Source organism: Rhizobacter sp., assembly GCA_021153565.1.
In the GTDB taxonomy this organism is placed as follows: domain Bacteria; phylum Pseudomonadota; class Gammaproteobacteria; order Burkholderiales; family Burkholderiaceae_C; genus Albitalea.
This window is the reverse complement of record JAJKJU010000227.1, coordinates 1-26,141: the sequence shown is the minus strand read 5'-3', so window position 1 is coordinate 26,141 and position 26,141 is coordinate 1. Positions and strand designations below refer to the sequence as shown.

The window sequence follows — 26,141 nt, the reverse complement described above, 5'->3', positions numbered from 1 at the left end:
CTCAGAACTCAACAGTCGCCTTAAGCCCTATCTGCCTGCGAAGAGGTTGGTCTATGAAGCCCGAATTGATGTGAGGGATGGGGTCTTTGTTGTCCAGGATGTTCTTTCCGTAGACCGATAGAACGAGCTCTGGGCGCGGAGAATAGTTGATGGCGGCGTCGAGGAAATGTTCCGCGTGCACGGTTTGGAAGTCTGGCGGACTCGTGTTTGTCTTGACGTACGTGCGAGCGCTGCCTCGGTAGTGCACGTTAAAAAGCAGTTTGCGCGTGATGTCGAGATTGACGCCGAAATTCCACGTATAGGCCGGCACGGTCGTGGGAACGAGCCCATCCGTGGACAGAGACGTGTCGCGCACGATATCGAAGTTGCCACCGATGCCAAACGGATAGCGCTGACTCCACCGCGCGTGCTGGTGGGCGGCGTTCGCGTAGAGCTTGAGGGAGTCGCCGAACCGATGCTCTACTTCCACCTCGACGCCATAGGTCTGCAGCGGCGAGAGCCCGACGATGCCGTGGTACACGTTGACTCCGTCGATCTGGCCGATCACGGGTCCCTTGTCGCCAATATAGGCCGGGAGCGATGTCAGTCTCTGACTGTAGACCGTCACGGCGGCCGCAGTTCTGTTGGACTTGTAATTCAGTTGCAGATCATGTGACCGGCTTCGTTGCGGCTCGCTTCCGTTGACCCGCCAGAACCCGTCTACGAACTCAGGCTTGGGCGAGAAATTGGTCCCAAAGCGCACGAAACCAGTGTTGTACGAATACTTCAAAGCCCAATTGTGCCAAGGCCCGAAAACCGCGCTGAATCGCGGGAGCGTGTTGGTCCCCCTGCCCCGATTCCCCTCGAACCGCACCCCAGCGGTCAGGCGAAGTCTCTTGAGGACAGGGTAGCTTCCCTCGCCAAAGACTGCGTAATTCAGGTCGGTGCCGCGAGATCTGTTGTAGTCGTTGACGGTCCAGCGTCCGTAGTTCGCGGATAGTCCGAGCAACGCATTCGCCGCTTCTCCTTCGTAGTGGAGGACGGGCTCTACCCCGGCAATGGTGGCTTTTGTCTCATTCGTGAGGACTACTGAATTATCGGCGGTCTGCCATTGCTTGCCCCTATTGCTGTAGTCATCTAGGTAAACCCGAGCGTCCAGCTGCAGCGTGTCGCTGATCCTGAACGGCCGCCGGACGTCTATCCAGTTTCGCCGGCTTGTGAACGACCCCGTTTTGGTGCCGTCGAACGGCGTGTAGAACGGCTGCATGTAGCCGGACTGATTGACGCCAGCTTCGATTCCCAATCCGTCCCACCTGTACTTGACGAAGAAATCGAAGCTCGGATCGTAGTCCCACTGATTCATCCGGAACCACAGCCAGGTCGGTTGTTGAAGTCCGTTCGGCCCGGCAATCCGGCAATCCGGCCATCCGTCCATGGTGCGTTGCTGTTGGAGGCGTTGAACGCCATGTACAAATCGCGTTCGTGGCCGAATCGCTTGCCATAGGCCAAATTCACGATGTCCCGCTTGAGACGGAATTCGTGATCGTAGTCCGCCAAGATCTTGCCGGCCCCGCTGCTACCGTCGTCCATCGAGCTGCCGTCCTTGGTGACAATATTGATGACGCCCATGCTGGCATCGCTGCCCCACAGCGTGGCGCCAGGACCGCGGACGACCTCGATACGTTCCACCTTGGCGAGCAGCGGAAATCGGTACTCCTCGTAGTACCCACGGAACACAATGTTCGCCATGGAATGGCCGTCGACCAGGAATAGGTAACTGACATTGTTGTCTGCTACCAGACCGCGGTTGGACAAAAGCCCCCAGGCGGCGACACCCAACTCTTGGAAGCCAGGAACATCACCCAGGGCTTCGTACAGCGTTTTGTACCCGCGACGGGCGATGTCGTCCGCGGTGATGACCGTTACCACCGACGGAGCCAGCTCGACAGAGGTCAGGCGACGGCTGGCGGTGTAGACCAGAACCTGCGACAGCTCGACGATGTCCATGTCCGGAACGTCTGTCGGCCGCCCCACCGAATTGCCGGGGACATTGATGGTAGGGGGCGGCACCTCCAGGGCTGATCCGTCGTCGATTGGCACGGATATGACAGGCGGTGAAGCGCGGGCCACCTTGCAGGGCGTGCCGGAATCGCAGGCGCTTTCACCCCCATCTGGAAGATTGCCGGCGAACGCGTCTGGCAAACGCCAGAGCAGCAGTGTGCTCGTGATGACAGCGACGCCTGCGAATCGCAATTCCGATGGCACCTTTACCATGGCCCGCCCCTCTTGACACTCGCGTCGGCGCATCCTACTCCTGCCCTTTCGGCCAGTCAGCAGAGTCGTGATAGCGGTTTTCCCGCGTACGGGCGACCCCTGCCTGCCGGACAGGGCCGCCCGGCGTCCCGATCGAGCCCGGAGCAGCCTGGCCGGCAGAGTTCGGGCACGGACCAAGTGCCGAGTGAACTCACGCATTCGGGCGCTCGGGCAGCGCGCTCACGAGCGGCCGCAGCAGACGCATCACCTCCGTCAGACGCGACTCGATCATGTCGTCGCCGGCGTGCTGTTTGCAAGCCACCTCGAGCGCCTGCGCCGTATGTTCCAACCCGGGCATGCCCAGGGTGCCGGCAACGCTCTTGAGGTCGTGCGCGCAGCGCAGCGCGGCCTCCGTATCCGCTTGCTTGCGCGCGTCGCGAAAGCGCTCCTCGAAGTCAGCCTCGCGCTCGCGGAACATGCCCAGCAGGCGCCGATACAGTGCCTCGTTGCCTCGCAACCTTTTGAGTCCGGCGCGGGCATTCACACCGGTCAAGGTTTCCAACACGACGCCGGTAGATTTCGGCGACTTCGGCCGCACCCAGCGAGCCAGGGTTGCGAACAGATCGTCGACGTGAATGGGCTTGGCGACGTGGTCATTCATGCCCGCCGCGAGCACCTTCTCGCGATCGCCCGCCATCGCGTTGGCGGTCATGGCAATCACCGGCAAGTCCTTGAGTGCTGGTCGTTGACGCAGCGCGCGGGTCGCCTCGTACCCGTCCATCACCGGCATCTGGCAATCCATCAGCACCGCGTCGAAGCTGTCGCGCTCGAGCGCGGCGAGCGCCTCGCGGCCATCGGCGGCGATTGTGATGATGATGCCTGCGCCACCGAGGAGATCGCACGCCAGCTCCTGGTTGATGGTGTTGTCCTCCACCAGCAGGATGCGCGTGCCGACAAGCCCGGACTGGTTCGTCTGCAGCAGTTCCTCCCTCTGCTCGCCGCGGCGACGGCGCGCGACTGGACGGCCGAGCGCCGTGAGGCAGGCGTCGAGCAGTGTCGATGGCGTGACCGGCTTGGCCAACAGCGTGTCCGCCTGCAGCTGTCGCGTTTGCAGCTCGCGCTCCGCCTGCTCACGGTTGAAGGCCGTGACCATCAGCACCGTCGCCGACCCATGCTGGCTGCCGGCCCTGGCCAGGCGCGACATGCATTCGATGCCGTCCATGCCGGGCATGCGCCAATCGAGCAGCAGCAGCTTGAACGGACGATCTGACGCGTTCGCCTGCGCCACCGAAGCCAGTGCCGCTTGCCCGTCGGCTGCCGTCTCGGCCTGCAGGCCCAGCGACGCTGCGAGCGCGCTCAGCAAGTCGCGCGCCGCCGGGTTGTCGTCGACGACGAGCAGCCGCGTGCCCTGCAGGTCGCCCGCATCCGTGTCGGGCTGCTCACCCGGCTGCAGTCCGAACGGCAGGGTGAAGTGGAAGCAGCTGCCGCGTCCGACGTCGCTGTCGACGCCCACCTGGCCTCCCATGCGTTCGACGAGGTGGCGGCAGATCGCGAGCCCGAGGCCCGTGCCGCCATAGCGCCGGCTGGTCGACACATCGGCCTGCGTGAAAGGCTGGAATAGCCCCTCGCACGTCTCGCGCGAGAGGCCGATGCCGGTATCGCGCACCTCGAAGCGCAAGCGCACTTCTTGCATCGCGCGCTCGACGAGTGACACGACCACCGTCACCTCGCCGCGCTCGGTGAACTTGACGGCGTTGTTGCCCAGGTTCAGCAGAATCTGCCCGAGCCGCGACGGGTCGCCCACCAGCGCGGTGGGCAGGTCGGGCGGCAGCGAGAATAGCAATTCCAGGCCCTTCTCCTCGGCGCGCATGCCCATCAGGTTCGTTAACTGGTCGAGCACGTCGCCCATGTCGAAGCCGATGTTCTCGATCTCTAGCTTGCCGGCCTCGATCTTCGAGAAATCGAGGATGTCGTTGATGATGCCAAGCAGCGATTCGGCGGCGCCGTGCACCTTCTCGATGTAGTTGCGCTGGCGTTCGTTCAGGCCGCTGCGCAGCGCCAGGTACGACATGCCGAGGATCGCGTTCATCGGAGTGCGGATCTCGTGGCTCATGTTCGCCAGGAATGAACTTTTCGCCCGATTTGCGGCTTCGGCGGCGTCGCGTGCGAGTTGCAGTTCGGCCGTCCGTTGCCGCACCGTTTCCTCGAGTTGATCCTTGTGGCGGAGCAGTTCGTCCTCGGCCCGGCGACGTTCCGTGATGTCGACGATCAGCCCGTCGTAGCCGACGACGCGGCGCTCGCCGTCGAGCCGGGCCACGCAGGTGTCGCGGACCCAGCGCAGCGAACCGTCCCGGTGCACGATCTGGTGCTCGAGCGGTGGCACCCGCTCACCGGCCAGCACCCTGGACGCCTGCGCGCGCACCGCTGGGCGGTCAGGCCCGAAGACGATCTCTTCCCACAACTGCGGGCGGTCGGCGAAGTCCTCCAGCGTGTAGCCGGTGACCGCGGCGCAGCCCGGCCCCCGATCGACCGAGGCCGGGCGACCGCCGGCGATACGCACCGTGTAGATGTAGTCGGTGACCGAGCCGAGCAAGGTCCGGTAGCGTCGTTCGCTCTCCCGTAGCGCCTCTTCGGCGGCACGCGACTCGGTGAGATCAATCGCCAGGCCGACGAAGCCGGTGATCGTGCCGTCGTCACCGGGCAGCGCGGTCATCAACAGACGAATCGAAATCCTCGTTCCGTCGCTGCGCACGCAGGTCCATTCGTGTTCGTCGACGCTGCCGCGCCGCGGCAGCGCTGCCAGGGTGTCGAACCCCGCCGCGACCGGCTCACCGAGTTCGGCCGACAGTTCGGCGGCGCGCCGCCGGAGTTCGGACGCGTCGTGCCAGGAAACGGCCGAACGCTGGCGGATGACATCGGCCGCGGGCGAACCGAGCAGACGCTCGGCAGCGGCGTTGAGGCTCGTCACCGTTCCGTCCGGCGCGAAGGAGAAGATGCCGTAGGGCACGTTGTCGAGGATGGCGCCCTGGAACAGGCCCAGCCGGCGCAGGTCCTGTTCTCGACCCTCGATCGCACTCAGCATCGCATTGAAGTCGCGGCCCAGGCGTGCGACCTCGACGGCGCCCTCGGTCGGCACCCGTTGCCCATAGTCGGCGCGAAGCCGCACGCGCGCGACGGTCGTCGCGAGGACGGAAATTGGACGCACGATCGTTCGCTGCAGGGCGGCGAGCAGCGCGATCCCCGCGAGCGCAAGCAAGCCGGCCATCGCCCCAGCGAAGACCATGAGGCCGTCGCGCGTCTGGCGGGTCAGCTCGTGGAGGCTGACGACCACGCGCAGCCTGGCACCGTCCTGGAGGCTGCGGCGCAACTCCGCGATGTCGTGATCGAGATCGAGATGGACGCCGTCGGGCAGCATAGCGGCCGGCAACGGCGACCGGGGCTGAGCACCGTAGCGCGCGAGCAACTGGCCATCTTCCAGTGCGATCTCGGCTTCGATCACCTGCGGGCTGCCCCGGAACGTCTCGAGGATCTCCTGTGCGCGTGATGGATCGGCGAAGGTCACCGCGGACTCGGCACCGACCGAGACGAGCCGGGCGTACGGCTCCACCTGCTGCTCGACGCGCTGCTGAAGCGTCATGCGCTCAAACAGCACGAACGACGCACTGGCAGCTGCAAACGTGGTCAGCGTCATCGCGAACAGCGACAGCACGAGCTGGCCGCGAACGCCGAGCGCTTCGAGTCGAATCACCGCAGCCGCCTCAACGTTCCGTTGTCGACCACCTCGCGCGCCACCTCGAGCATCTTGGTCGATATGCCAAGCGAGCTCGAACGCGCCTCGTCGAGGTTGATGCTGATCGCGACGCGGTCGTGCACCACGAAGCGGATGATGCCGCCCTCGAAGAGAAAATCCGGTGCATCGCCCACTGTGAGCACGGGGCGGTGCTTCAGGCCTTCAAGCGCGGCGCGCCGGCGCATTGGGCTGTCGTAACCGACGAACACGATATGGCAGCGAAGCAATTCCTCGCTGGTGCGCGCACGCGTCACGCCGAACGGCCGCCCGAGTTCGGTGCGGCCGGCGAACGTCCGGTCGAGCACCTCGTCAAAGCGGTCGCTGCCGACCACGCAGATAGACCACGGCGAATTGGGCTCGGCGAACGCATGAGGCGGCCACGTTACGTATCGGGTGAAGCTGCGCATAAAGACGGCCTCGACCGCTTCCTCGGCCCGCGACGTGGAGATATCCTCGGCCCGGCTACAGAAGGGCGCGAGCAGCAGCCCGGCGAGAGCGCGCCGCCGGCACCCGGCGGAACATGCCGGCGCACGGCGGTCGGGAAGCGTGCAGGCGAAAGGCACTTCGTCTTCCGCGCCGCCGATGGACATGCCTTTCCCTTTCAGTAGCCCTGCATGAAAGCCACGGCCACTCCTGGCTTCGGCCTTGGGGGAGCATATCAAGCCCCAGGGGCGCTGCGATCGTGGCCCCTCTGGAGATCGGTCTGTGCCTGGCCTTGGCAGCAACGGCCTCGCGGAGTCCGCCCGTTGGCGATCTTCTTCGGGCGGCGGCATTCAGGCGGCATGACCTCCCCACTGGACGGGGTGACTCCGATGTCTTCGGTATGGCCGATGCATGCCTGCGGCGTCTCCAACGTGTTTCCAGCAGGTGGAAGGCCCCCAATCCCGGCGCCACAGCCCGAACGAACCTGGAAAGCCATTCCGAGAGCAATGCCCACCGCGTGCTCTCGTTCACTGTGCGATACCTCCGTTCAGCAAGCCAAGCGGAGGCCAATATGAAATCCTTATTCGCTCGCTGATACGCTTCACGCATGACTGAACCCGCAGCAGCGCTGCATGCCACTGACCCGCCCCTTCGCACCTGGGGCGCGGTGTTCGCCCTCGTGGCGATCGCGACCTTGTTCGCGAAACTGCTGGACAACGAGGTTTCGCAAACCAGCCAGGCCATGATCTACCTCGCCGCAGTGGTCGTGGCGTCGTACAAGCTCGACCGCCTGCCCGCAATCATTTGCGCAGTCGTCTCGGTGACGGCCTTCAACTTCTTCTTCGTTCCGCCGCGCCTCGCCTTGGCCGTCGAGCACCACGAACATTTGATCTCTCTGGCAGTCATGCTGGGGGTTGCACTGGTAGTGAGCCACCTCGCGGCAGGTTTGCGCAGCGAGTCGAACGCAGCGCGCCTGTCGGAGCGACGCGCGCGGCAGTTGCAACGCATGGCGAAGGACTTGACCGAAGCCGGCAATGAGGCTCAAGCGCTCGACGTCGGTTTGCGCGAGCTGCATTTCGCGTTCGCCGGCCCGTGCAGCATGGCGCTCAAGGACGATCTGAACAAGTCTCACGAACACGACAGCACGCGCAATGGTTTGCGCTGTTGTGTCGCTGAAGCGGCCCTTCTCGGCCCAGGCACACCGCGCTGGCCCGGGCTCGATGCCTGGTTCGTCCCGCTGGGCGACAAGGGCCATGTGTTTGGTGCCGCCTGTGTACGGCCTGCCGTCGCCGGCGATGTCGATGCACGCGAGCATGCGCAAGCCCTGTGCAGCCTGCTCGCACATGCCCTGTGGCGATTGAAACTCTCCGCGCAAATTCTTGCCGCACAGGCAGAAGTCGAACGCCATCAGGTGCAACGCACATTGCTGGCCGCCGTATCGCACGACTTGCGCACACCACTCGCTGCCATCGTCGGCGCGGCCTCGTCCTTGCAGTCACAGCGCGATCGCCTCGCAGATGCCGAGAAATTGCGCCTGCTCGCAAGCATTGAAAACGAGGCGGCGTATCTGTCCACCGTCACTGAAAACACACTGCAGCTGGTGAGACTTTCGGGCAATTCGCTTGGCCTTCGGCGCGACTGGGAATCGATGGAGGAAATCATCGGATCGGTGCTGGCGCGCGTGCGCCAGCGCGATCCGCTGCGACGCATCAAGTCGCGGGTGCCGCGCGATCTGCCGCTGGTCAAGGTCGATCCCGTGCTCATTGCGCAGCTTCTTGGCAACCTGCTCGACAACGCACTCAAGTACAGCGACGGCCCGGTGGACCTGACAGTCCAAACGGACGCGGGCACACTCTGCGCAACAGTGAAAGACCGCGGTCCAGGCGTCGAATGCGAGGACCCGGACCGCCTCTTCGAGCCTTTCGTGCGTGGTGATCAATCGAGCGGCCAGCGAGGTGCGGGCCTTGGCCTCGCAGTGTGCCGCGCGATCGCCGTGGCGCACGGCGGGGGGCTCACCGTGCGACGTCGCAGCGGTGGCGGAAGCAGCTTCTGCCTTGCGCTGCCCATCGAAACCGAGCAACCAGAGAAAGCGCGAACATGAGTCGTGGGATGTCACAACGCGCAGCCTATCCAATGCGCCCGCACGGTTGCCTCAAGGATTCATTCCCGTTTGTTGGCGGGACATCCAGAAGCGCGCGGGTGCACCCATGAGCCTGAAAGCTTTGGTCGTTGAAGACGACCGCGAGATTCGCACGCTGATGCAGTCCTCGCTCGGAGTCGAAGGCTTCGAGGTGCAGACCGCCGTGTCGATCAACGAAGCATCGGCGTTGCTTCAGCACGACCCGCCTGACGTCGTCATCCTCGATCTGGGCCTGCCCGACGGTGACGGTGCGCAACTCGTGCGCGAGATTCGCAGACGAAGCACCCTGCCCATCGTGGTGGTGTCGGCTCGGCATCAGGAGGCACAAAAGATCCAGGTGCTCGACGAGGGTGCCGACGACTACCTCACCAAACCCTTCAGCGTGGGTGAGTTGCTGGCGCGCATCCGTGTGGCCTTGCGCCACAGGGGCACGGCCTTGGCGCCTGCGCTAATCAAGCATTCACTCGACGATTTTCTCGTGGACATCGAAATGCGAACCGTCGAGTGCGGCGGGCAGCCAGTGCACCTCACGCCCACCGAATTCAAGATCTTGGCCCGTCTCGTTCGCAGCGCAGGCCGTGTGGTGACGCACCGGCAGTTGCTCACCGACGTCTGGGGGCCGGATTTCATTGAGCACACGCATTACCTGCGGCTCTACATGGGTCAGTTGCGGGCCAAGATAGAAGCCGATCCGGCAGAGCCGCGCCACTTGCTCACCGAAACAGGCGTTGGCTACCGACTGGCAGTCGAGTGACGTCCAGTGGCTGAAGTTGCCATGATCAGTTCTGCGTCGTCTTGTCTGCCGAGACCTCGAACCCCAGCGTCTTCATTGCCTTGGTCAAGGTCTGCTTCGTCTTCGCGTAGTCGCTCCACGGGTCCACGCCCGCCTCCATCCGCTCGTGCGCGTTCGCGATGGTCCAATGCGCACCGCTCGTGAGTTCCGCCAACTCATCCCATGCCACCGGAATCGACACGCCGAGCCCAGCCCGTGCGCGCGCGGAGAAAGCGCATGCCGTTGTTGCACCGCGGCCGTTTCGCAGATAGTCGACGAAGATCTTTCCCACCCGGTTCTTCGGCCCGCTTTTCGCGACAAAGCGCTTGGGTACGACCTTGGCAAGGTGCTCCACCACGGCCTGCGAAAAGTCCTTCACAGTGTCCCACCCGTCACGCGGCGTGAGCGGCACTACCACGTGCAGGCCCTTTCCACCGCTCGTCTTCAGGAAGCTCTTCAGCCCGAGTTCATCGAGCAGCGCATGCGTGAGCTGAGCGGCCTCCTGCATTGCGGACCATTGCACACCCTCGCCGGGGTCGAGGTCGAAGGTCATGCGGTCAGGCTTCTCGATCTTCCCGACCGTCGCGTTCCAGGTGTGAAACTCCACCACGTTCATCTGCACCGCTCCGATGAGGGCGGTGAAGTTGTCGATGGAAATCATCGGCGGATGACCCGGGTCCAGCTCAGGGTCGAGCAAGGTGATGCCGGAAATCTTCAGCGTCTCGGCGTGCTTTTGAAAAAAGAGCTGATGCTGGATGCCCGAAGGTGCGCGGACCAGCGCCACGGGGCGCTTGACGAGGTGCGGCATGATTTGCCTGGACGCCACGAGGTAGTAGTTGACGAGGTCACGCTTGGTGGCACCCGTGCTCTCGTCGATCACGCGATCGGGGTTGCTGATGCGCACGTCTTTGGGCAGGTCGGGAACATCCATCGGCGCTGCGGTCTTCTTCGACGTCTTCTTCGCCGCCCTCTTTGCAGATGCCGACGCCGATGCCTCCTTCGCAACTGCCTTCGCTGCCACCGGCGCCTCCATCGTGATCACCGTGGCCGGCTTGTCGGTGCGCAGACCGTGGAACACCGAGTGGCGGATGCGCCCGTCTGGCGTCCACTCCGAGAAGGACACCTCGGCCACGAGTTTGGGTTGCACCCAGTGGCCGCGCGCGTCCGGGGCTTTGTCAATGAGCGGCGACTTGTCGACGGTGAGCGGTTTGAGCTTTTGCTGCAGCACGCTCAAGGTCTTGGTGTCGAAGCCCGTTCCCACTTTGCCCGCATAGCGCAGGCTTCCGGCCTCATCGTGGATCGCAAGCAGCAGCGCCCCGATTCCCACGCGCGAGCCATCCGGGTCGGTGTAGCCCACGATCACGAACTCCTGCCGGTGCGTGCACTTGAGCTTGATCCAGCTCGGCGAGCGTCGAGACACATAGATCGAATCGCGGCGCTTTCCAATCACGCCTTCCAGCTGCATGCGGCAGGCATTCTGGAAAATTTCGTCGGGCTCGGCCTTGAAGGCTTCGCTGAATCGGATGCGCTCGCTGGTCTTGCCGTCGAGCAACTTCGATAGCAGCACGCGCCGCTCCTGCAGAGGCACTTCGCGCAGGTCGTACCCCGCAAAGTACGGAATGTCGAAGAGGTAGTACTGGATCTTCTCGGTCTGCGCCGAATCGAAGGCGTTTTGCAGCGCATTGAAATCGGGCGCGCCGTTGGCACCCAGTACGACGATTTCTCCATCGAGCCAGGCTGAGGCCAGCTTGAGTGCCTTGACCACTGCAGCGAGGCCCTTCAACTTCGAGGTCCAGTCGTTGCCGTTGCGGGTGAAAAGACGCACGTCGTTGCCGTCGATGCGGGCGAGAAGACGGTAGCCGTCGAACTTGATCTCGTACATCCAGTCGTCGCCAGGTGGCGGGCGGTCGACCAGTGTGGCGAGTTGAGGTGCGAGGAAGAGCGGCAGGTCACCTTTCTTGGCGCCTTCAGGGACATCGGATTTGTTGACGTCACCTGAGAGGCTGAGAGTATTTCGAGGGGCGGTTTTTTCCGCGGTCGCCGCCCTGCCAGCCACCGCTGCGGCGGCCCGTTTCTGCGCCTTCGCCGTCCCCTCGGGCAAGAACCCGGCCGCGTGCTTGTCCCCCGAAATCACGCTGTCCGGCAACTCAACCACCACGCTGTAGGCCGAAGCCGGCCGCGCTTCCTCGTCGCGCTCCTTGATCAGCAGCCACGGCTCCTGCCTTTCATCACCATGCCCGCGCATGCGGACCAGGGTCCACGCCCCTTTCAGCTTCGCACCACGCAGACGGAACTTGAGCTTGCCCGCCCGATAGCCTGCCTTCGGCTCGCCAATGGGTTCCCAGGTGCCCTTGTCCCACACGATCACTGTGCCGGCCCCGTACTGGCCTCGTGGAATCACCCCCTCGAAGGCGCCGTAGGACAAGGGATGGTCTTCGACGTGGATCGCCATGCGCTTGTCATTCGGGTCGAGACTCGGCCCCTTGGGCACGGCCCAGCTTTTGAGCGTGCCCTCGAGCTCCAGGCGAAAGTCGTAATGCAGGCGCGAAGCCGCGTGCTTTTGCACCACGAAGCTGAGGGCCTTCTTCGGCTTGGCGGTCTTCCCCTTGGGTTCCGGGGTCAGGTCGAAGTCACGCTTTTGCCGATAGCGCTGCAAGAGATCGGTCATGCGGAACATGCAAGCAAACAGAGTTCCCGTCCCTGGACATCTTTCGCAGCCAGGATGCATCGGGAATAAGCCTGAGAGGCTGAGAGTATTTCGAACGTGTCCGAGCACCACGTCAAAAGGCGCCTGATCCAGGCGCAAAGCGCAGCCATGGCTTGGCTATGGCGAGCATTTGCAACGACGAGCAGGGGGGCTTTTGGCGTGATGAGCGGGCATGATCGAAATACTCTCAGCCTCTGAGCCAAGCCCTGTTGGCAAATTGCTCCGTACGCAGGCGCGGGGAACGCCGCTTGCCAAGAGCTTCCAATACCCAGCCCCAAAGGAGTAAACATGACAACGATCAGAGAAGTGATGACGCGCGGCGTCGAAGTCATTGCCCCCGAGGCGTCGCTGCAAAGCGCAGCGCAGTTGATGGATGAACTCAACGTCGGCGCGCTGCCTGTGTGCGAAGGCATGGAACTCGTGGGCATGATCACCGACCGCGACATCACCGTCCGCGCCACTGCGGCGGGCATGGCCCCCGCCGATCACATCGTGCGCGAGGTGATGACCGAACAGACGCGCTGGTGTACCGAGGAGCAGTCCACCGAAGAGGTGATGAAGCAGATGGGCGACGTGCAGATCCGACGGCTTCCGGTGCTGAACGCCGAGCACGAAGTCATCGGCATCGTTTCGCTGGGCGATCTCGCGACGCGCCAGTCAGAGCACGTCGACGAGGTGCTGCGCGACGTGTCGTGGCCGTCGGAGCCGGATCGGCCGGACACGAACACTGCATCGCATTGAAGTCACCCACCTTCTTCATTGCCAGCCGCTTCCGCACATGGTGGCAGGACTGCGCAAGCAGTCTGCGGGGCTGCCGTGATGGAGATGGGGGTGATTCTTTGGGAAACCCCTCACCCCAACCCTTTCCCCCCGCCGGGGGAGAGGGAACCGAAATGCGATCTGGCCCGTATTGCTCTCAGTAGACCAGTGTCTGCGCAGGTGTCGGGAAGACCGGCGCCAGCTCACGATAGGGCAGCCATACCTTGAAGGTTGTCCCCTTGCCCACTGAACTGCGCACCGCCAGCGCGCCACCGTGCAGTTCCACCAGTTGCTTCAGAAGCACGAGCCCGAGTCCCGTGCCTTCGTATTTTCGTGACAGGCCGCTGTCCAATTGGGAAAAAGGTCGGAAAAGTCTGCCAATGTCCTCGGGCGCAATGCCAATGCCGGTGTCGATCACGCTGACCTCGAGATAGCGCGAGCTGGCGAACAAAGGCGCATCGCCCACGCGCTGCATGTCGTCCAGCTGCACCGACGACACCCGCCGTGCGCGCAGGACCACAGCGCCGCCATCCGGGGTGAACTTCACGGCATTGGACAGGAGGTTGTAGGCGATCTGCCTCGCCTTGCGCCGGTCCACGTCGATGCGATCGCTGACGTCCGACTCGAGCTTCAGTTCGATCTGATGCTCCGTAGCGCGCACCTTGAGCATGGACAGGCTGTTTTGCAGCAACTCGTCGACATCGGTCTTCTCAAGGTTGAGCTCCATCTTGCCGGCCTCGATGCGCGACAGATCGAGGATGTCGTTGATCAGGGACAAGAGGTGCATGCCGCTGTCGAAAATCGCGGCGGCGGAGCTGCGCTGTCGCTCGGTCAGATCTCCCAGCATGCCGTCCTTCAACATCTCCGAAAAACCCATGATCGCGTTGAGCGGGGTGCGCAGTTCGTGCGACATGTTGGCGACGAATTCCGACTTCATGCCACTCGCACGCTGCAGCTCCAGGTTCTTTCGCGCGATCTCTGCGTTGATGACTTCGAGCTCTTGCGCCCGACGCTCCAGGTGCTCGTTCAACTCCACGATCTGGTGCTCGCGAATCTGCAGCTCTTCATTCACCGCCACCGCTTGTTCATAGGTGGAAATGAGCAGATCCAGGATTTGCTGCCGCTCGGCATTGATGAAATGCTTCTGCCCGCCGATGTACACCACGATGCCGAGATCGATGCGCCCGCCCTCGGCTTGGCGCAGGTCCTGGTTCAAGAGTGTGTGCTGGATGCGCTTGAGCAGATATTCCTCGGAGTAAGGTTTGCGCACGAAGTTGTCCGCCCCTGATTCGAGCCCGCTGACAATGTCCTTCGGATCGATGAGCGAGGTCACGAGAATCACCGGCGTGTCCTTGAAGGCCGGGTCCGTCTTGATGGCGCGGCACAGCTCGTAGCCGCCCATCTCCGGCATGACCACGTCCGACAGCACAAGGCGCGGCTTGCTCTGCTTCATCGCATCCAGGGCCTTCCTGCCATTGCCTGCGACGCGCGTGCGGTAGCCGTGGCTTTCCATCAGGTACTTGAGCCTTGCCGCCTGCGTCGGACTGTCTTCGACCAGCAGGATCTCGATCGAGGGCGCGGCCAAGCCGTTGCCCGCAGGCCGAGTGTCATCAGGGGTGCTCATCGTCGCTCTCCCAAGGTCGGAACGAGCCGCTTCAATGTCGACGCCATGTCATGTGGTGCAAGGATGTGCATCGCGGCCCCGAGGCGAACTGCTTCGCCCGGCATGCCATAGATGACCGCGCTCTCGCGGTCTTGCACCATCGTGAGTGCACCGGCCTTGCGCATGGTGGCCAGTTCCTTCGCGCCGTCATCGCCCATGCCGGTCATCAACAAGCCAGCGGCCCGACGTCCATATTCTTTTGTCACGGAGTCGAACAGTGTCGCCACGGCAGGGCGAAATCCGTTCACCGGAGCGCCATCCGTCAACACGATCCTGCCCTCCCCTCGGACTTGCATGTGCGCCCCTTCGGGAGCCATGTAGGCCACGCCGGACTCGAGCCGGTGGCCGTGCGCGGCGACGCGGATCGGATACCCAGACACACGGAATAGCCACTGCACCAGCCCGTCCGTGAAGCCCAACGAAATGTGCTGGACGATGACAATGGGCGCTGAAATGCCGGGCTGCAGTGCCGAGAGGAAAGCCTGCAACGCAAGCGGTCCGCCGGTCGACGCGCCGATGGCTACGAGTGAAATGGCGCTCGCATGCGACACCGCAGGCACCTGCGGATTTGCGCACTGAAACGCGGTCGACGGCCAGCGGCGCACAACCGGGACTTCGGCCATCAGCGCCAGGGAGTTGAGCAACTCCTGCCGTGCGGCATCGAAGTTCTCATGCCCCGGCCCAGGCGGCTTGCCGAGCACCGTCAGCGCACCTGACTCCAGGGCCTCGAAGCTCTCAGCGACCTCGTGCGGATTCAAGGTCGCGGTGACCATCACGATGCGCGTTGGGCAGGTCTCCATGATGCGGCGTGTAGCGGCAAAACCATTGACCACCGGCAGATGAATGTCCATCACGATCACGTCGGGGCGAATGCGCTCAGCCAATTCGACCGCCTGCTCACCGTCGTCGACGACGCCGACGACGCGCAATCGAGCATCCGAATCGATCAGCCCGGCCAGCAGCGCGCGATAGGTCGGCGAGTCATCGACCACCAGTACGCGCACGGGTTTGGCACTGTCACACATGCTCATAGAAGTGTCCGTATCGTGTCGAGCAATCGCCTCTGGTCGAAGCCGTGCTTGACGATGTAGGCGTTGGCGCCCGCCTCGACGCCGCGCTCCTTGTCCTCGCGCGTGTCAAGCGCGGTAACGAGGATGATCGGCAACTCGGCCAGGCGCTTGTCCCGGCGCACTCGCGCCGTGAGTCCGAAGCCATCGAGCCGTGGCATCTCGGCGTCCGTCACCAGCAAATCGAACTCTCCGCTTTGCAGACTGGCAAGCGCCTCCGCGCCGTCTGCGGCGGTCGTCACGCGGTAGCCCGCTGATTCCAGGATGTCGCGCAAGCGCGTACGCGAAGTGATGGAGTCGTCGGCCACGAGCAATGACGCGCCAGCGTTCGGCGCTTGCGCCGAACGCCACGACGGCACACGCCCGCCGCGCGCCAGCGTTGCCGACTTGACCAAGTCTGCCATGTTGAGAAGGGGCACCACCTGTCCCGCGCCCAGCACCGTGGCTGCAGCGATGTTGGGCACGCGGCGCAATGGCGGGGCGAGCGGCTGGACCAGAACCTCCTGGTCGCCAATCACCTCGTCGACCGCGAAAGCAAATGGCCCGCCGGCTCCGGCGACCACGATGATCTGCACATGGCGTGGCCGGTCGCGTGTGGCCGAACGTGCCTTCACGCCAAGCGTCGCGGCGAGCGAAACGAGCGGCAACATGGCGCCGTCCACGCGGATGCTGTCGTGCCCGTCCTCAGTGACGACGTTCTCGGGCAGCAGCCGCAACACACGTTCGACATGGCGTGAGGGGAACACGAACGGTCGGTCACCCGCCTGCACAAGCACGCCGCGGAAGGTCGAGAGGGTCGCGGGCAGCACGATGAGAAAGCGCGTGCCGACGCCGCCTTCGGGACGCAGTGCGGCGATCGAGCCGCCCAGGGCATCGACCTTCTCGCGCACGATGGCAAGTCCGAGGCCATGTCCTGACAGATCGGTGAGGATTGAACTCGTCGACAGCCCGGACTCGAACACCAGTTGCCCAATCTGCACCTCGTCCATGCCTGAGAGCGCGCTCTCGGTACGCAGGCCCATCTTCTGTGCCCGCGAACGCACCTTGTCGAGGGCAATGCCTGCACCGTCGTCGGAGATCGAGATCTCGACCCGGTTTCCATCGCGCGCCGAGACTGCGATGAGAATGCGTCCGCGCCGCGGCTTGCCAGCGCCGTGCCGCTCCTCAGGCATTTCGATGCCGTGGTCGACGGCATTGCGGATGAGGTGGGTCAGCGGCGTTTTCATTTGCTCCAGGATGCGCCGGTCCACCTCCAGCGACGCACCTTCGATCTGCAGGTCGACCTCCTTGCCGCTGTCGTGGGCGAGGTCGCGAACCATCTTGGGTGCGGACACGAAAAGCGAGGAGAAGGGCAGCATGGACATCTGCTTCATGTCGTCGAGGAGGCGATCGACACGGGTTCCGAGGGTGCGACGTTCCTGTGCCACGGCTCGGGCGTGCCGCCCGAGCCGCTCGCACAGTGAGCGGACGAACAAGTCGTCCGCATCCAAGGCGTCGAGCAATTGTTCGAGCAGCCGCTTGTCCTTCGCGTTCGCCATGTCCTCCACTGCGCCCGATCGACGCAGCAGCCGCGCGTGACGCGAGCGCTTGTCGGCGCCGCGTCGCCAGGCAGCCAACATGTCGCCAATGGCCTGTACATCGTCGGCAAGATGGGTGCCGCTGAACTTGAGCGCGTGCAACTCCTGCGACTGCGTCATCAACGCGTCGAGCTTGGGGGTGGCGACCCGCACGCTGTCGGATGCAGCCGGAGTCACGGCCGGACCAAGGGGTGACGCGTGAGGCATGGTGACTGCGGACGCAACAGCAGCGACTGACGGTGTGACCTGAGCCAATGGCGGCCCCGTCCCACCAGGCACCAAGTCCAGCAAGGACCGTGACAAGGATGCAGGCAAACCTGCATCAACCTCGCCCGCCGTGCCGACGTCGCGCGACAGAAGCCGGCCCAGCCCGTCGATGCTCGCGTACATGGTCGTGAAGAACTTGGCCGAGGTCGCGAGTTCGCCGCGCTTCAATGCCGACAGCACGCGCTCCATCGGTTGGCACACGCGTTCGATGTCGGCCAGGTTGACCGAGCGCGACGCGCCCTTGAGGCTGTGCGCCTCGCGAAAGAGCGTCTCCACGGCAACGGCCGCCTCGCCCGGCGGCGGGTTGCGCTCAAGCTGCAGCAACATCTGCGACATCGCCGCCAGATGCTCCTGCGCCTCGACCGTGAAGGTCTGCAGCAATAACTTCAAGAACTTGTCGTCTTCCATGTCCTTAAACCTTGTACTGCCCGACCATTCCTTTCAGGCGTTTGCCGAGTTCATGCAATTGATGTGCGGCTATCTCGGCTTGCCGCGTGCTGTCCATGTTTTGGGCGGTGGTCGTCTTGATGTTGCCCATGGCCTGCGCAAGCTGGTCCATGCCCACAAGCTGCTGCTGTGCAGACACTGCGATCTGGCTCGCTGCCGAGGCGCTCTCGGCGATGCTGTCAGACAGGCGCTGGATGGCCTCGCCCGCGTCCTTGGACTGCCGCGCACCAGCATCCACCACCTTCGCGCCCTCCTCTGCCGCCACCACCGCATTGCTGGTGGCCTTCTGGATTTCACTCAGGATGCTGCGCACCTGGGCCGTGGCCTGACGCGATTGCGCGGCGAGGCTCTTCACCTCGAGAGCCACGACCGCAAAGCCCACGCCGTGCTCGCCCGCCCGAGCCGCTTCGATGGACGCATTCACCGCCAGCAGGTTCGACTGCTCCGACAGGTCGTTCACGCTCGCGATGATTTCGCCGATGGCCTGGGTCTGCTCCGACAGCCGCATGATGCTGTCGGCAATCAATTCCATTTGCTCGCGAATCTGCTGCATGCCTTCGATGGCGTCCTCGACCGACCGGCGGCCGGTCTTCGACACCTGCGCCGCCTTCTGCGCGGCCTCGGACACGTACCTCGCCTTCTGCGTGGACACGATGGCCGTCTGCTTCACCTCATCGAGCGTGACCGCCGTCTGGCTGATCACCGCCGCTGCCTGCGTGGCGCCAGCAACCACTTGCGTGGTGCCAGTCAAGATGGCGCTGGTCGAGCTGCCCAGCACGCCCACGCCGTCGCTGACCTGCCGGTTCAGGTCGCGCAGGTTCTCGACCATGGTCGCGAAAGCCTGGCCCAGTTCGTCGCGCTGCGACTGCAGCGTGACCTGCACGGTGAGATCACCGGTGGCGATCAGCTTGGCGATCTCTGCCTTCGCCTGCAGGTTGTCGATCATGTCGACGAAGGCCTTGCCCAGCACGTCCTGCTCGGACTTCGGAACAACTTTCAAGGCCAGGTCACCCTCCGCGATCTGCCGCGCGATCTGGGCTTTTTCCTGCAGCGATGCGCTCATCTGCCGGAAGGCATCTTCGAGCTGCCCGATCTCGTCGGCGCGCGCCGCGCTGGGCGACAGCACCACGATTTCGCCTGCCGATACGCGCCGCGCCGCATCGGCCATGTCACGCAGCGGGTTCACAATCACCGCGTGCAAGCGAGTGGCCACGGGCAGCGTGATGAGCAGCGAGGCGATCATCACGAAAAGAATGATGCCGCCGTAGCGAGCGAGGCGCAGCGCGACCGGCTCGGTGCTCAGGCGCAGGTGCACGGTGCCGACCCGCCGCGTGCCCTGCTTCACCAGCCAGATGGTCACGAGCTCGTCGCCCTCGAAATGCTGCCCGGGCTCCGGCGTCCGCGGCATGACCGTCGTCTCGCTGCCAGCGCGAATGTAGCTTGCGAACAGTGATCCGTCCGGCCCGTAGATAGCGGCCGCCGAGATGCCAGGATTCGTGCGCAAGGCGTTCAGATATTCCTGCGCGGCCTTCGTGTCGTTGAATTCAAGCGACGCGGTGACACTGGCGGCCAGCAGCTCGGCCTGCACCAGGGCATCCTGGGACTGCTGCTGGCGATACGTGTAGACCTCGTAGGCAACGATTGCGGAGCCTGCGAGCAGCAACGCCACCGCGTTCGCAAGCACCGTGATGAGCAGCAGCTTGCGCCTGATGGGAATGTTGATGAGCCAGCGGAACATCAGCGAGGTCCCCGCGGTTTCACAGCCAGCGCCACGTTCAGCAGCTTGGAGCTGATACCCAGGCCGTGCTGCGCAGCCGTGTCGTCGTCCACGGTGAAGCGCACTCGGTTGTCGCGCAGCACGAAGTTGATCACGCCGTTGCCGCCTTGCGTGTCCGTCACCACGAGCACCGGACTGCCTTTGAGCAAGTCGAAGCGCACCGAATCTGCCCCGACATAAGCCACATGGCAGCCGGAGTCGCGAGACAAGGTCTTGATGCGACGCACGACCAGAGGTCTCCATTGCGACTGCTGGTCGTGCGTCGCTTCCTCCAGCAGCGGCCCGAACGGGTCCTCGCCCACCACGCACAACACAATGGGTGACGTCGGGCTTGAAAATGCAAGCGGCGGCCAGTCGACATAGAACGGAAACTTTGCGAGATAGGCGGCCTTGACCGAGTATTCGAGCGGCTCGGCCGCCTGGGCCGAGTTCGCATCGACAGCGAGCCACAGCATGAATGCGATCGACGCGGCCACGCATTGGAGTGGATGCATCACAGTGCCCATAGGAGCCTCAGCGCGAAGCTGCGTTCGTATTCGGCACGGGCGGGCGCCGCGCCGAATTCAGCATGCCGCCCGAGCAGATTGAAGCCCGAGAACGAGAGTTCGAGGTTTTTTCTGATGGGCCACGCGAGCTGTGCGTCCAGCGTGGTGTAGCCCGGCACTGCGGGACTAGGCAGGGCTGCGACCGAGCGCAATGCGAGGTCCAGCGACATGTCGCGCGGCAGCGACCAGCTCGAGCGCAGCGTGAACTGGTGCTTCGGGTCGTTGCTGTTGCCGGATGCAGTGCCAGTAGCTTGGCTATCCGGCGCGAAGCTGAAGGACTGGTGCTGCAGCAAAAGGCCGGCGTTCACGCGCCAGCCCTCGTGCACCTGGTAGCCGCCCCAAGCTTCGATGCCCTCGGTCCGCGCCCTCACGCCATTGCCCAGCACGAAGTTGCCTGAGCCGTTGGGTTCGACGCTTCGCAGACGGTCGTAGACGTGGACAAAGGTCGACACCGAGTACGACAGGTCGGAGCGCGGCTGTCCCCGGTACCCGAGTTCGTAGGCCGTGAGCCGCTCTGATTTGAAGTCGGGGCCGCCCAAAAGGCTGGGCGCCCCGGGCGGTGCGAAAACCAGTAAGCCGCGATCCAGTCGCGACGGCGTGCGCACTGCCCGCGAGACCGCGGCCCACAACAGCGCCTGTCCATCGGGCTTCCAGGCGATGCGCACATTCGGCTGATATTCGAGGCCGGTGTAGCTGTTGTCCTCGAGCTTCAAGCCCAGGGTGAGCTTGGTGCGCGGCTGTATCGTCCAGGTGTCTTGCGCGAACAGGTTGGCAAGCGTGAGCTTGCTCTCGGCCGGAGAGAACGCGAAGGACGCCGCGGCGGAGGTCTTGTCGCGCTGTTCTCGCATGCCGCCGCCCCAGACGATCTCGTGAGCCGATCCCAGTTGGAAATGGTGCTGGGCGTCGATGTCGATGGTGTCGAGGTCTTCGGTGAAGAAGCCCTCTTGGCGACGTTTGTAGGTGTCGAAGTAGGCCTGGAACTGCAAGCCCGACTTGTCTTCGTATTCCCGGCTCCAGCGTGCGATCAGGTTCGCTCCCGATGTGTTGCGCTGTGGCCGGCTAAGCGCCTGCGCATCGCCCTGGTAGATGTCGCCTTGCAAGGTCCAGTTCGATGCCTTGCCCCAGTCGGCCCGAAAGCCCGCCTGCTCCCGGTTCCAGGCATCGTTGATGTCCGTGCCGTTGGCGCGCTTGTGGTGGTCGAAGCGAAAAGACTTGGCATAAACACGCACGGCCCCGTCGTCGCCCAGCGCCACGCCGTGCCGCGCCGCGAGGCCGCGCTCCTGGGAACCGGCGATGGCAGCGGCGAGCGTTCCGACGGTGTCTTTCGCCGACAGCGTGATCACGTTGATCACGCCATTGACCGCGTTCGCGCCCCACAGCGTGCCGCCGGGGCCGCTCACGACTTCGATGCGTTCGATGTCGCCGATGAACACATCCTGCACATCCCAGAACACACCCGAATGCAGCGGCGTGTAGACGGTGCGGCCATCGATCATCACGAGCAGCTTGTTCGCGTTGTCGTCGTTGAAGCCGCGTGCACTGATGGCATAGCCATTGGAGCTGCTACGGGCCACCTGCAAGTTCGGCGCGAGCCGCAGAACCTCGGGCAGCGTGGTGGCCCCGCAGCGGCGGATGTCCTCACGCGTGATGACGTACACCGAGGCGGCCGCATCGGCCAAGCGCTCGGGGCGTTTGGACACCGACGAAATTTCAATCTCGGACAGCTCTTCGATGGACAGTCGCGCCAGGCTCGCGGGCGATCTCGACGCGACGCTCTCGGCGGAATCGGCCGCGCCCGCGGCGGGGCTTATCGCCTGAAGCACAGCACCGGTGACCAGCGACAGCCGCCAGGGGCGGACCCGATGACGGCTCGCTCCAGCGCAGAGTTCCACGCCATGCGGAACACAAGACCGCGTCTTTGGCCCCATGACGTCGTTGCAAATCCTCGCGATACCACGGGTATCGCTGCGGTTCGCGCCTAGTGTCGCGTCAAGCCACAAATGCCGGCTGCTCGCTTGCTCTCGAAGCGCATTGCTGCGTTGCGCCTCCTCGCCATAGCGACGGCTATGACTCGTCGGCGCGCCTTGCACTGCGCTCCGACAGCGGCGCGAGCAACCGACACTTGTGGCTTGACGCGACACTAGCCACGCGGCCAAATCCATCAGTCTTATCAAGTTCCGCAGAGCGTGGAACACTGCACTAATTCGCTTGCGATCCACACCGGCCAAAGCCGGTTCTCCGTGTAATCGGGCCATGAATCCTCGCCTGTAGTTGTGCAGCCGGATGGCTGTCGATGTTCTGAATCATGACGAACATATTCATCCGGAAACCTCTTCGTCCACAACGAAGGCCGGGTCGCTTGCAATGCCTTGCACATCGAGCACCGTCAGCTGCTGCGGCGTGATGCCGCGAATGCAGTTTGCACGATGTTGCATCGACGACGAGAAGCTGGCCTGCAGATCTGCCAGGAGCAGCCGATGTCCGCCGACGATGCTGTCGGCGAGCACGCCGAACTCCATGGCCGCATGCTGCAGGATGATCACCTTGTTCAGATCGGTCAGCCCCGACTCGGGAAGATCCAGGAATTTCTTGAGGTCGACGACCGCAATGATTCGACCGTGAGCACTCATGATGCCCGACACGAAGGCGGGCGTGCAAGGCAAGGGTGTCAACTCCTGCAATGGTCGCACTTCACAAACATTTGACGCGGGAACGGCGTAGCGATTGGAACCCAGCAAGAATTCGATGACCTCCATGCCGGGTCCGCGGTTCGCGTTGGCGGGTTCTGCTGCGAGGGCGCGTGCACGCGCCTCGAGTGCGGCGCGCCTGGCCTCGGGCGCCTGCGACTGCCCGCGCATGATGGCCTCTTCCGCCTTGGCCAGGCGTTGGTTGATCTTGGCCCAATCAATGCTGCGTGAGGGCATGTCGTGATTCATGCGGGGACTCCGCTTGCACGCGTGCCGCTGTTGACCCAGGTCAGCCGATGGAGCGCCGCACGAGCCAGCACGAGAGTCGGATCGAGGAACAAAGCGCGGCGCAGGGCATCGCGCGCCTGCTGGGGCCGCAGCAACGCTTCGAGCAAGGCAGCGTGTTGCAGGTGCAACATGGCATCGCACTTGTCGCGCAGAAGCGCGATTTCGCAACGGGTGAGGGCCTCGACGAGATCCCAGGCGACTTTTTCCGCATCGATCACAGGCGGCTCCACGGGCATCGAAGCCTCTGGCGCAGGCTGGGTCGATGTGGGCCCCATGAACCACGGCAACTTGCGGTGGACCACCATATCGCCGCTCCGCACTTCACGAAAACCGTCAAAGAGCCCTGCACTCGCCTCGGTCGCGCCGACTTGCAGTAGACCGTCATCGGTCAGAGATGAACGCAAGTGCCGCACCGCCGAGCGCGCCTGATCACGATCGAAATAGATCAACACGTTCCTGCAAAGAATCAGGTCGAAGGCGCCGGCTGGAACTGGCTGCGCAAGGTTGGCGTAGCAAAACTGCGTCAGTCGCTTTTGCATGGGCTTGACAGCGAAGCGCTGCTCGTCCAGTGCGTCGAAATAGCAATCACGCACCATGTCAGGCACACCTCGGAATGACCATTTGCTATAGACACCCTGCTCGGCCCGCGCCAGAAAGCCCCTGTGAATGTCGGTACCCAGGACGACAATGTCCCAATCGGCGTGATCGGGCACGAGTCGACTCAGCATGATGGCCACCGAATAGACCTCCTCACCGGTGGAGCAACCGGCGCTCCACACGCGAAGCGTGCGCGTGGTGGTCCGGCGCTGTGCAATCAGCGGCGGGAGCAGCTCATGCTCGAGAAGATCGAAAGCAGCGGGCTCGCGGAAGAAATAGGTCTCGCCGACGCAAAGATGCCTTGCCAACGTCTCGATGTCGGCTTGCAGCCACGGCCGGGCAAGCCATTGCCCAAGTTCGACGCGTGCGTCGCCCGACTCGCTGGCTTGAGTGAGCCCATCAATGGCTCGGTGCAGATCGGCGTGTCGAGCGGCGTCGAACCGCAAGCCGGTGCACGCGGCAATCCTGTCGCTGAAGGCCTGGACGAGAGCGTCTCCAACCCCGTGCGTCATCGCCGTCCCTGTGCGTGATGTGCGCTGATGCGCGTTGTCTGTCGAGAATGCTCCGAAAGCAACGACTTGTCGAGCCGCGATATGGTCGTGGTCGGGCCTTTTTTTGCCACATGTGGGCTCGACACGCCCCCCAAGGCACCCTCTTCGCGAGAGGGAATTCATTTCCGGGGGTGACTCTCATCGAGGCTGAATCCACAATCGTTCAAGAGCCCCTGGGGAGAGGACAACCCGAGGACACACATGCCGCACGACACCGCCACCGACACCATGACCGAAGTACTGGACCTGCGAGGCAAAGTTCTCTACATCGAGGACAACCCTCTCAATATCGAACTTGTCGAGGCTGCGTTGTCGCGCTACCCCGGCATCACACTCGTGACAGCCAATACAGGCATGGAAGGCATACGCCTTGCGCGCTCTGAGGAACCCGACTTTGTGCTGCTGGACATGCACCTGCCCGACATCGGCGGCCTGGAGGTGGTGCGAGCGCTGAACGAAGAGATCGCCGCTGGAAAGCTGCGAATCACCTTGCTCACCGGCGACAGCTTGTCGATGGACATCGTGAAGGCCATGAGCCTCGGCGCCTACGATTACTGGCTCAAGCCGTTGCACATGTCCAAGCTCGAAACCGCATTGAAGCGGGCCTTGATCAAAGGTCGCACTGAAACAGGCAGGAACTAGCAGCTCATTCGTTCAATAGCACTATTTCGTTTTTCGACAGCAGCGATCCCCGCGCACATCACGACGACCTTGAGACCTTGCAAACCGGGTCCCGGCCCAATGTGCCGAACTGGGCGAGGACCGTATCGACCAATTCCTGGTTGGTGAACGGCTTGGCCAGGACCGCGTCCGCGCCTGCTGCGAGCGCCCGTTCCGGCCGCGGGGCCGCCGAGACCACGAGAATCTTGAAGGGCCGGTTCCGTGGCGAGTCTCGCAGCAGTTGCAGGACATCCATGCCGTCGATCCACGGCATCTGGATGTCGAGTGTCAGCAGAGCCGGCTTGAATGTGCACAGCAACGACCGGACCTGCAGGCCGCTGCTTGCGAACAGGCACTCGAACCCGGCACGTCTGAGGACGCGGTTCATCGCCCGTGCCATAGCCACTTCATCGTCCACGATGAGCACGCGGCTCTGCAAGTTGCCGCAGTCGGCGTCCAAGCCAGGACCGCGCGGCCATGTGTCCATCGTAGTCATCGAGCACACTCCCTTGTCTGCCTGTGGGTGTTTGGCGCCACTCCAACGGAGTTTCGGCATTTGTCGTGGCACGTGCAGGACCACGTGCGTGACAGAGTTGCTGTCTCTTGCCAGCGTCACGCGTTTCCCACGCCATTCGGCTCCCTTGAAGTGAGGGGGTCAGGAAGCCCAGCAACCATGCGGCCTCCAGCGCGTCGTCTGGGCGAGAACGAGTACGAATGGCTGCGCGACGTCCACGACCAACTCGACCGCATTCAGATCAAGCGCTACACGGGACGCGTTTCAGGATCTGCACCAACAAGCACAGCCTGCCCGGCGAGCTCGAGATCCCGATGGAATCCCGTCTTCGCTACTGCTCACGGTGCATGGTTTGTCGTATCACGGCGTCATACGATTTGCGGCGTAGGCGGCTTCGCTAATTGAAGCACCGTTTCGTCTTTTCCGCGCCTTCCCGCACCCCCGCGGCTACCGTCACTGGTGTCTCGATGGCGCTGTCCGCCACCGACGCCACCCGACATGACCAAGCCCATCGGATCCGCGCCCGCCTCTACACCGCCCACACTGCCGCCCGCCACGCCATCGGGGACGTCCGGCACCGGCCCGTCCCGGCCAGTCGGCGGGCCGCCCGACCTGGGTCGCGCGCCTGCGCTCCCGGCAGGCGCAAGGACTGCCGGCGCATCGACCGCAGGGCGCGCC

The 26,141-nt window shown here is 63.8% G+C and carries 19 protein-coding genes; 4 read left to right on the top strand and 15 right to left on the bottom strand.

Annotation, left to right across the window (positions count from 1 at the left end; genetic code table 11):
• Position 1: 1 nt before the first annotated feature.
• The 4 genes from AC30NL_RS14460 to AC30NL_RS14445 all read right to left on the bottom strand — a co-directional run bounded on the left by AC30NL_RS14460 (position 2) and on the right by AC30NL_RS14445 (position 6,612).
• Entirely contained in the window at positions 2 to 1,414 is a 1,413-nt protein-coding gene (locus AC30NL_RS14460; RefSeq protein WP_489464696.1) for a TonB-dependent receptor domain-containing protein, read from the bottom strand.
• The gene (locus AC30NL_RS14455) at positions 1,339 to 1,986 is read right to left on the bottom strand and encodes a TonB-dependent receptor plug domain-containing protein (protein WP_489464695.1); all 648 of its coding nucleotides are present in this window, start codon (positions 1,984 to 1,986) and stop codon (positions 1,339 to 1,341) included. The genes AC30NL_RS14460 and AC30NL_RS14455 overlap by 76 nt, the downstream gene beginning before the upstream one ends.
• Before the next feature lie 457 nt (positions 1,987 to 2,443).
• The gene (locus AC30NL_RS14450; RefSeq protein ID WP_489464694.1) at positions 2,444 to 5,980 is read right to left on the bottom strand and encodes a response regulator; all 3,537 of its coding nucleotides are present in this window, start codon (positions 5,978 to 5,980) and stop codon (positions 2,444 to 2,446) included.
• Complete coding sequence (locus AC30NL_RS14445) at positions 5,977 to 6,612, bottom strand: TOL_0243 family YfiR-like periplasmic protein (protein WP_489464693.1); 636 nt, start codon at positions 6,610 to 6,612, stop codon at positions 5,977 to 5,979. Before AC30NL_RS14445 ends, AC30NL_RS14450 begins: the two co-directional genes overlap by 4 nt.
• A gap of 440 nt (positions 6,613 to 7,052) precedes the next feature.
• On the opposite strand from AC30NL_RS14445, the gene AC30NL_RS14440 reads away from it, so the two are divergent.
• Together AC30NL_RS14440 and AC30NL_RS14435 are read left to right on the top strand one after the other, a co-directional pair.
• Positions 7,053 to 8,546: a DUF4118 domain-containing protein gene (locus AC30NL_RS14440; RefSeq protein WP_489464692.1), complete on the top strand. Its 1,494-nt coding sequence runs from the start codon at positions 7,053 to 7,055 to the stop codon at positions 8,544 to 8,546.
• A 106-nt stretch (positions 8,547 to 8,652) separates the two neighbouring features.
• On the top strand, positions 8,653 to 9,339 hold the full coding sequence (locus AC30NL_RS14435; protein ID WP_489464691.1) for a response regulator: 687 nt from the start codon (positions 8,653 to 8,655) through the stop codon (positions 9,337 to 9,339).
• A 25-nt stretch (positions 9,340 to 9,364) separates the two neighbouring features.
• Here the strand turns inward: AC30NL_RS14435 and ligD are convergent, their stop codons facing one another.
• Positions 9,365 to 12,034: a DNA ligase D gene (ligD, locus tag AC30NL_RS14430; RefSeq protein WP_489464690.1), complete on the bottom strand. Its 2,670-nt coding sequence runs from the start codon at positions 12,032 to 12,034 to the stop codon at positions 9,365 to 9,367.
• A 318-nt stretch (positions 12,035 to 12,352) separates the two neighbouring features.
• Here ligD and AC30NL_RS14425 point away from each other — a divergent pair, with 318 nt between their 5' ends.
• Entirely contained in the window at positions 12,353 to 12,805 is a 453-nt protein-coding gene (locus AC30NL_RS14425) for a CBS domain-containing protein (protein WP_489464689.1), read from the top strand.
• 175 nt (positions 12,806 to 12,980) lie between these two features.
• Here AC30NL_RS14425 and AC30NL_RS14420 read toward each other — a convergent pair whose 3' ends face one another.
• From AC30NL_RS14420 to AC30NL_RS14385, 8 genes are all read right to left on the bottom strand, one after another.
• Positions 12,981 to 14,447 (bottom strand): ATP-binding response regulator, encoded by a 1,467-nt coding sequence (locus tag AC30NL_RS14420; protein WP_489464688.1) that lies wholly within the window; start codon positions 14,445 to 14,447, stop codon positions 12,981 to 12,983.
• Positions 14,444 to 15,517 carry a chemotaxis-specific protein-glutamate methyltransferase CheB gene (gene cheB, locus AC30NL_RS14415; RefSeq protein ID WP_489464687.1) on the bottom strand — a complete coding sequence of 358 codons (1,074 nt, stop codon included), beginning with the start codon at positions 15,515 to 15,517 and terminating at the stop codon, positions 14,444 to 14,446. The genes AC30NL_RS14420 and cheB overlap by 4 nt, the downstream gene beginning before the upstream one ends.
• Positions 15,514 to 17,805: a hybrid sensor histidine kinase/response regulator gene (locus AC30NL_RS14410; protein WP_489464686.1), complete on the bottom strand. Its 2,292-nt coding sequence runs from the start codon at positions 17,803 to 17,805 to the stop codon at positions 15,514 to 15,516. The genes cheB and AC30NL_RS14410 overlap by 4 nt, the downstream gene beginning before the upstream one ends.
• 4 nt (positions 17,806 to 17,809) lie before the next feature.
• A complete protein-coding gene (locus tag AC30NL_RS14405) occupies positions 17,810 to 19,582 on the bottom strand; it encodes a methyl-accepting chemotaxis protein (protein WP_489464685.1) in 1,773 nt (590 codons plus the stop codon).
• Positions 19,582 to 20,115 carry a TOL_0243 family YfiR-like periplasmic protein gene (locus AC30NL_RS14400; protein WP_489464684.1) on the bottom strand — a complete coding sequence of 178 codons (534 nt, stop codon included), beginning with the start codon at positions 20,113 to 20,115 and terminating at the stop codon, positions 19,582 to 19,584. Before AC30NL_RS14400 ends, AC30NL_RS14405 begins: the two co-directional genes overlap by 1 nt.
• Positions 20,115 to 22,058, bottom strand: coding sequence for a TOL_0244 family TonB-dependent receptor (locus tag AC30NL_RS14395; RefSeq protein ID WP_489464683.1), 1,944 nt, complete (start codon positions 22,056 to 22,058; stop codon positions 20,115 to 20,117). Before AC30NL_RS14395 ends, AC30NL_RS14400 begins: the two co-directional genes overlap by 1 nt.
• A 426-nt stretch (positions 22,059 to 22,484) precedes the next feature.
• Positions 22,485 to 23,102: a chemotaxis protein CheW gene (locus AC30NL_RS14390; RefSeq protein ID WP_489464682.1), complete on the bottom strand. Its 618-nt coding sequence runs from the start codon at positions 23,100 to 23,102 to the stop codon at positions 22,485 to 22,487.
• Positions 23,099 to 24,250 (bottom strand): CheR family methyltransferase, encoded by a 1,152-nt coding sequence (locus AC30NL_RS14385; protein ID WP_489464681.1) that lies wholly within the window; start codon positions 24,248 to 24,250, stop codon positions 23,099 to 23,101. Before AC30NL_RS14385 ends, AC30NL_RS14390 begins: the two co-directional genes overlap by 4 nt.
• A gap of 240 nt (positions 24,251 to 24,490) precedes the next feature.
• On the opposite strand from AC30NL_RS14385, the gene AC30NL_RS14380 reads away from it, so the two are divergent.
• Positions 24,491 to 24,931, top strand: a complete 441-nt coding sequence (locus tag AC30NL_RS14380; RefSeq protein WP_489464680.1) for a response regulator — start codon at positions 24,491 to 24,493, stop codon at positions 24,929 to 24,931.
• 58 nt (positions 24,932 to 24,989) lie between these two features.
• On the opposite strand, the gene AC30NL_RS14375 is transcribed toward AC30NL_RS14380, so the two are convergent.
• Positions 24,990 to 25,445, bottom strand: coding sequence for a response regulator (locus AC30NL_RS14375; protein ID WP_489464679.1), 456 nt, complete (start codon positions 25,443 to 25,445; stop codon positions 24,990 to 24,992).
• Between the two features lie 386 nt (positions 25,446 to 25,831).
• The coding region (locus AC30NL_RS14370; protein WP_489464678.1) for a hypothetical protein at positions 25,832 to 26,141 on the bottom strand (310 nt) is incomplete at its 5' end.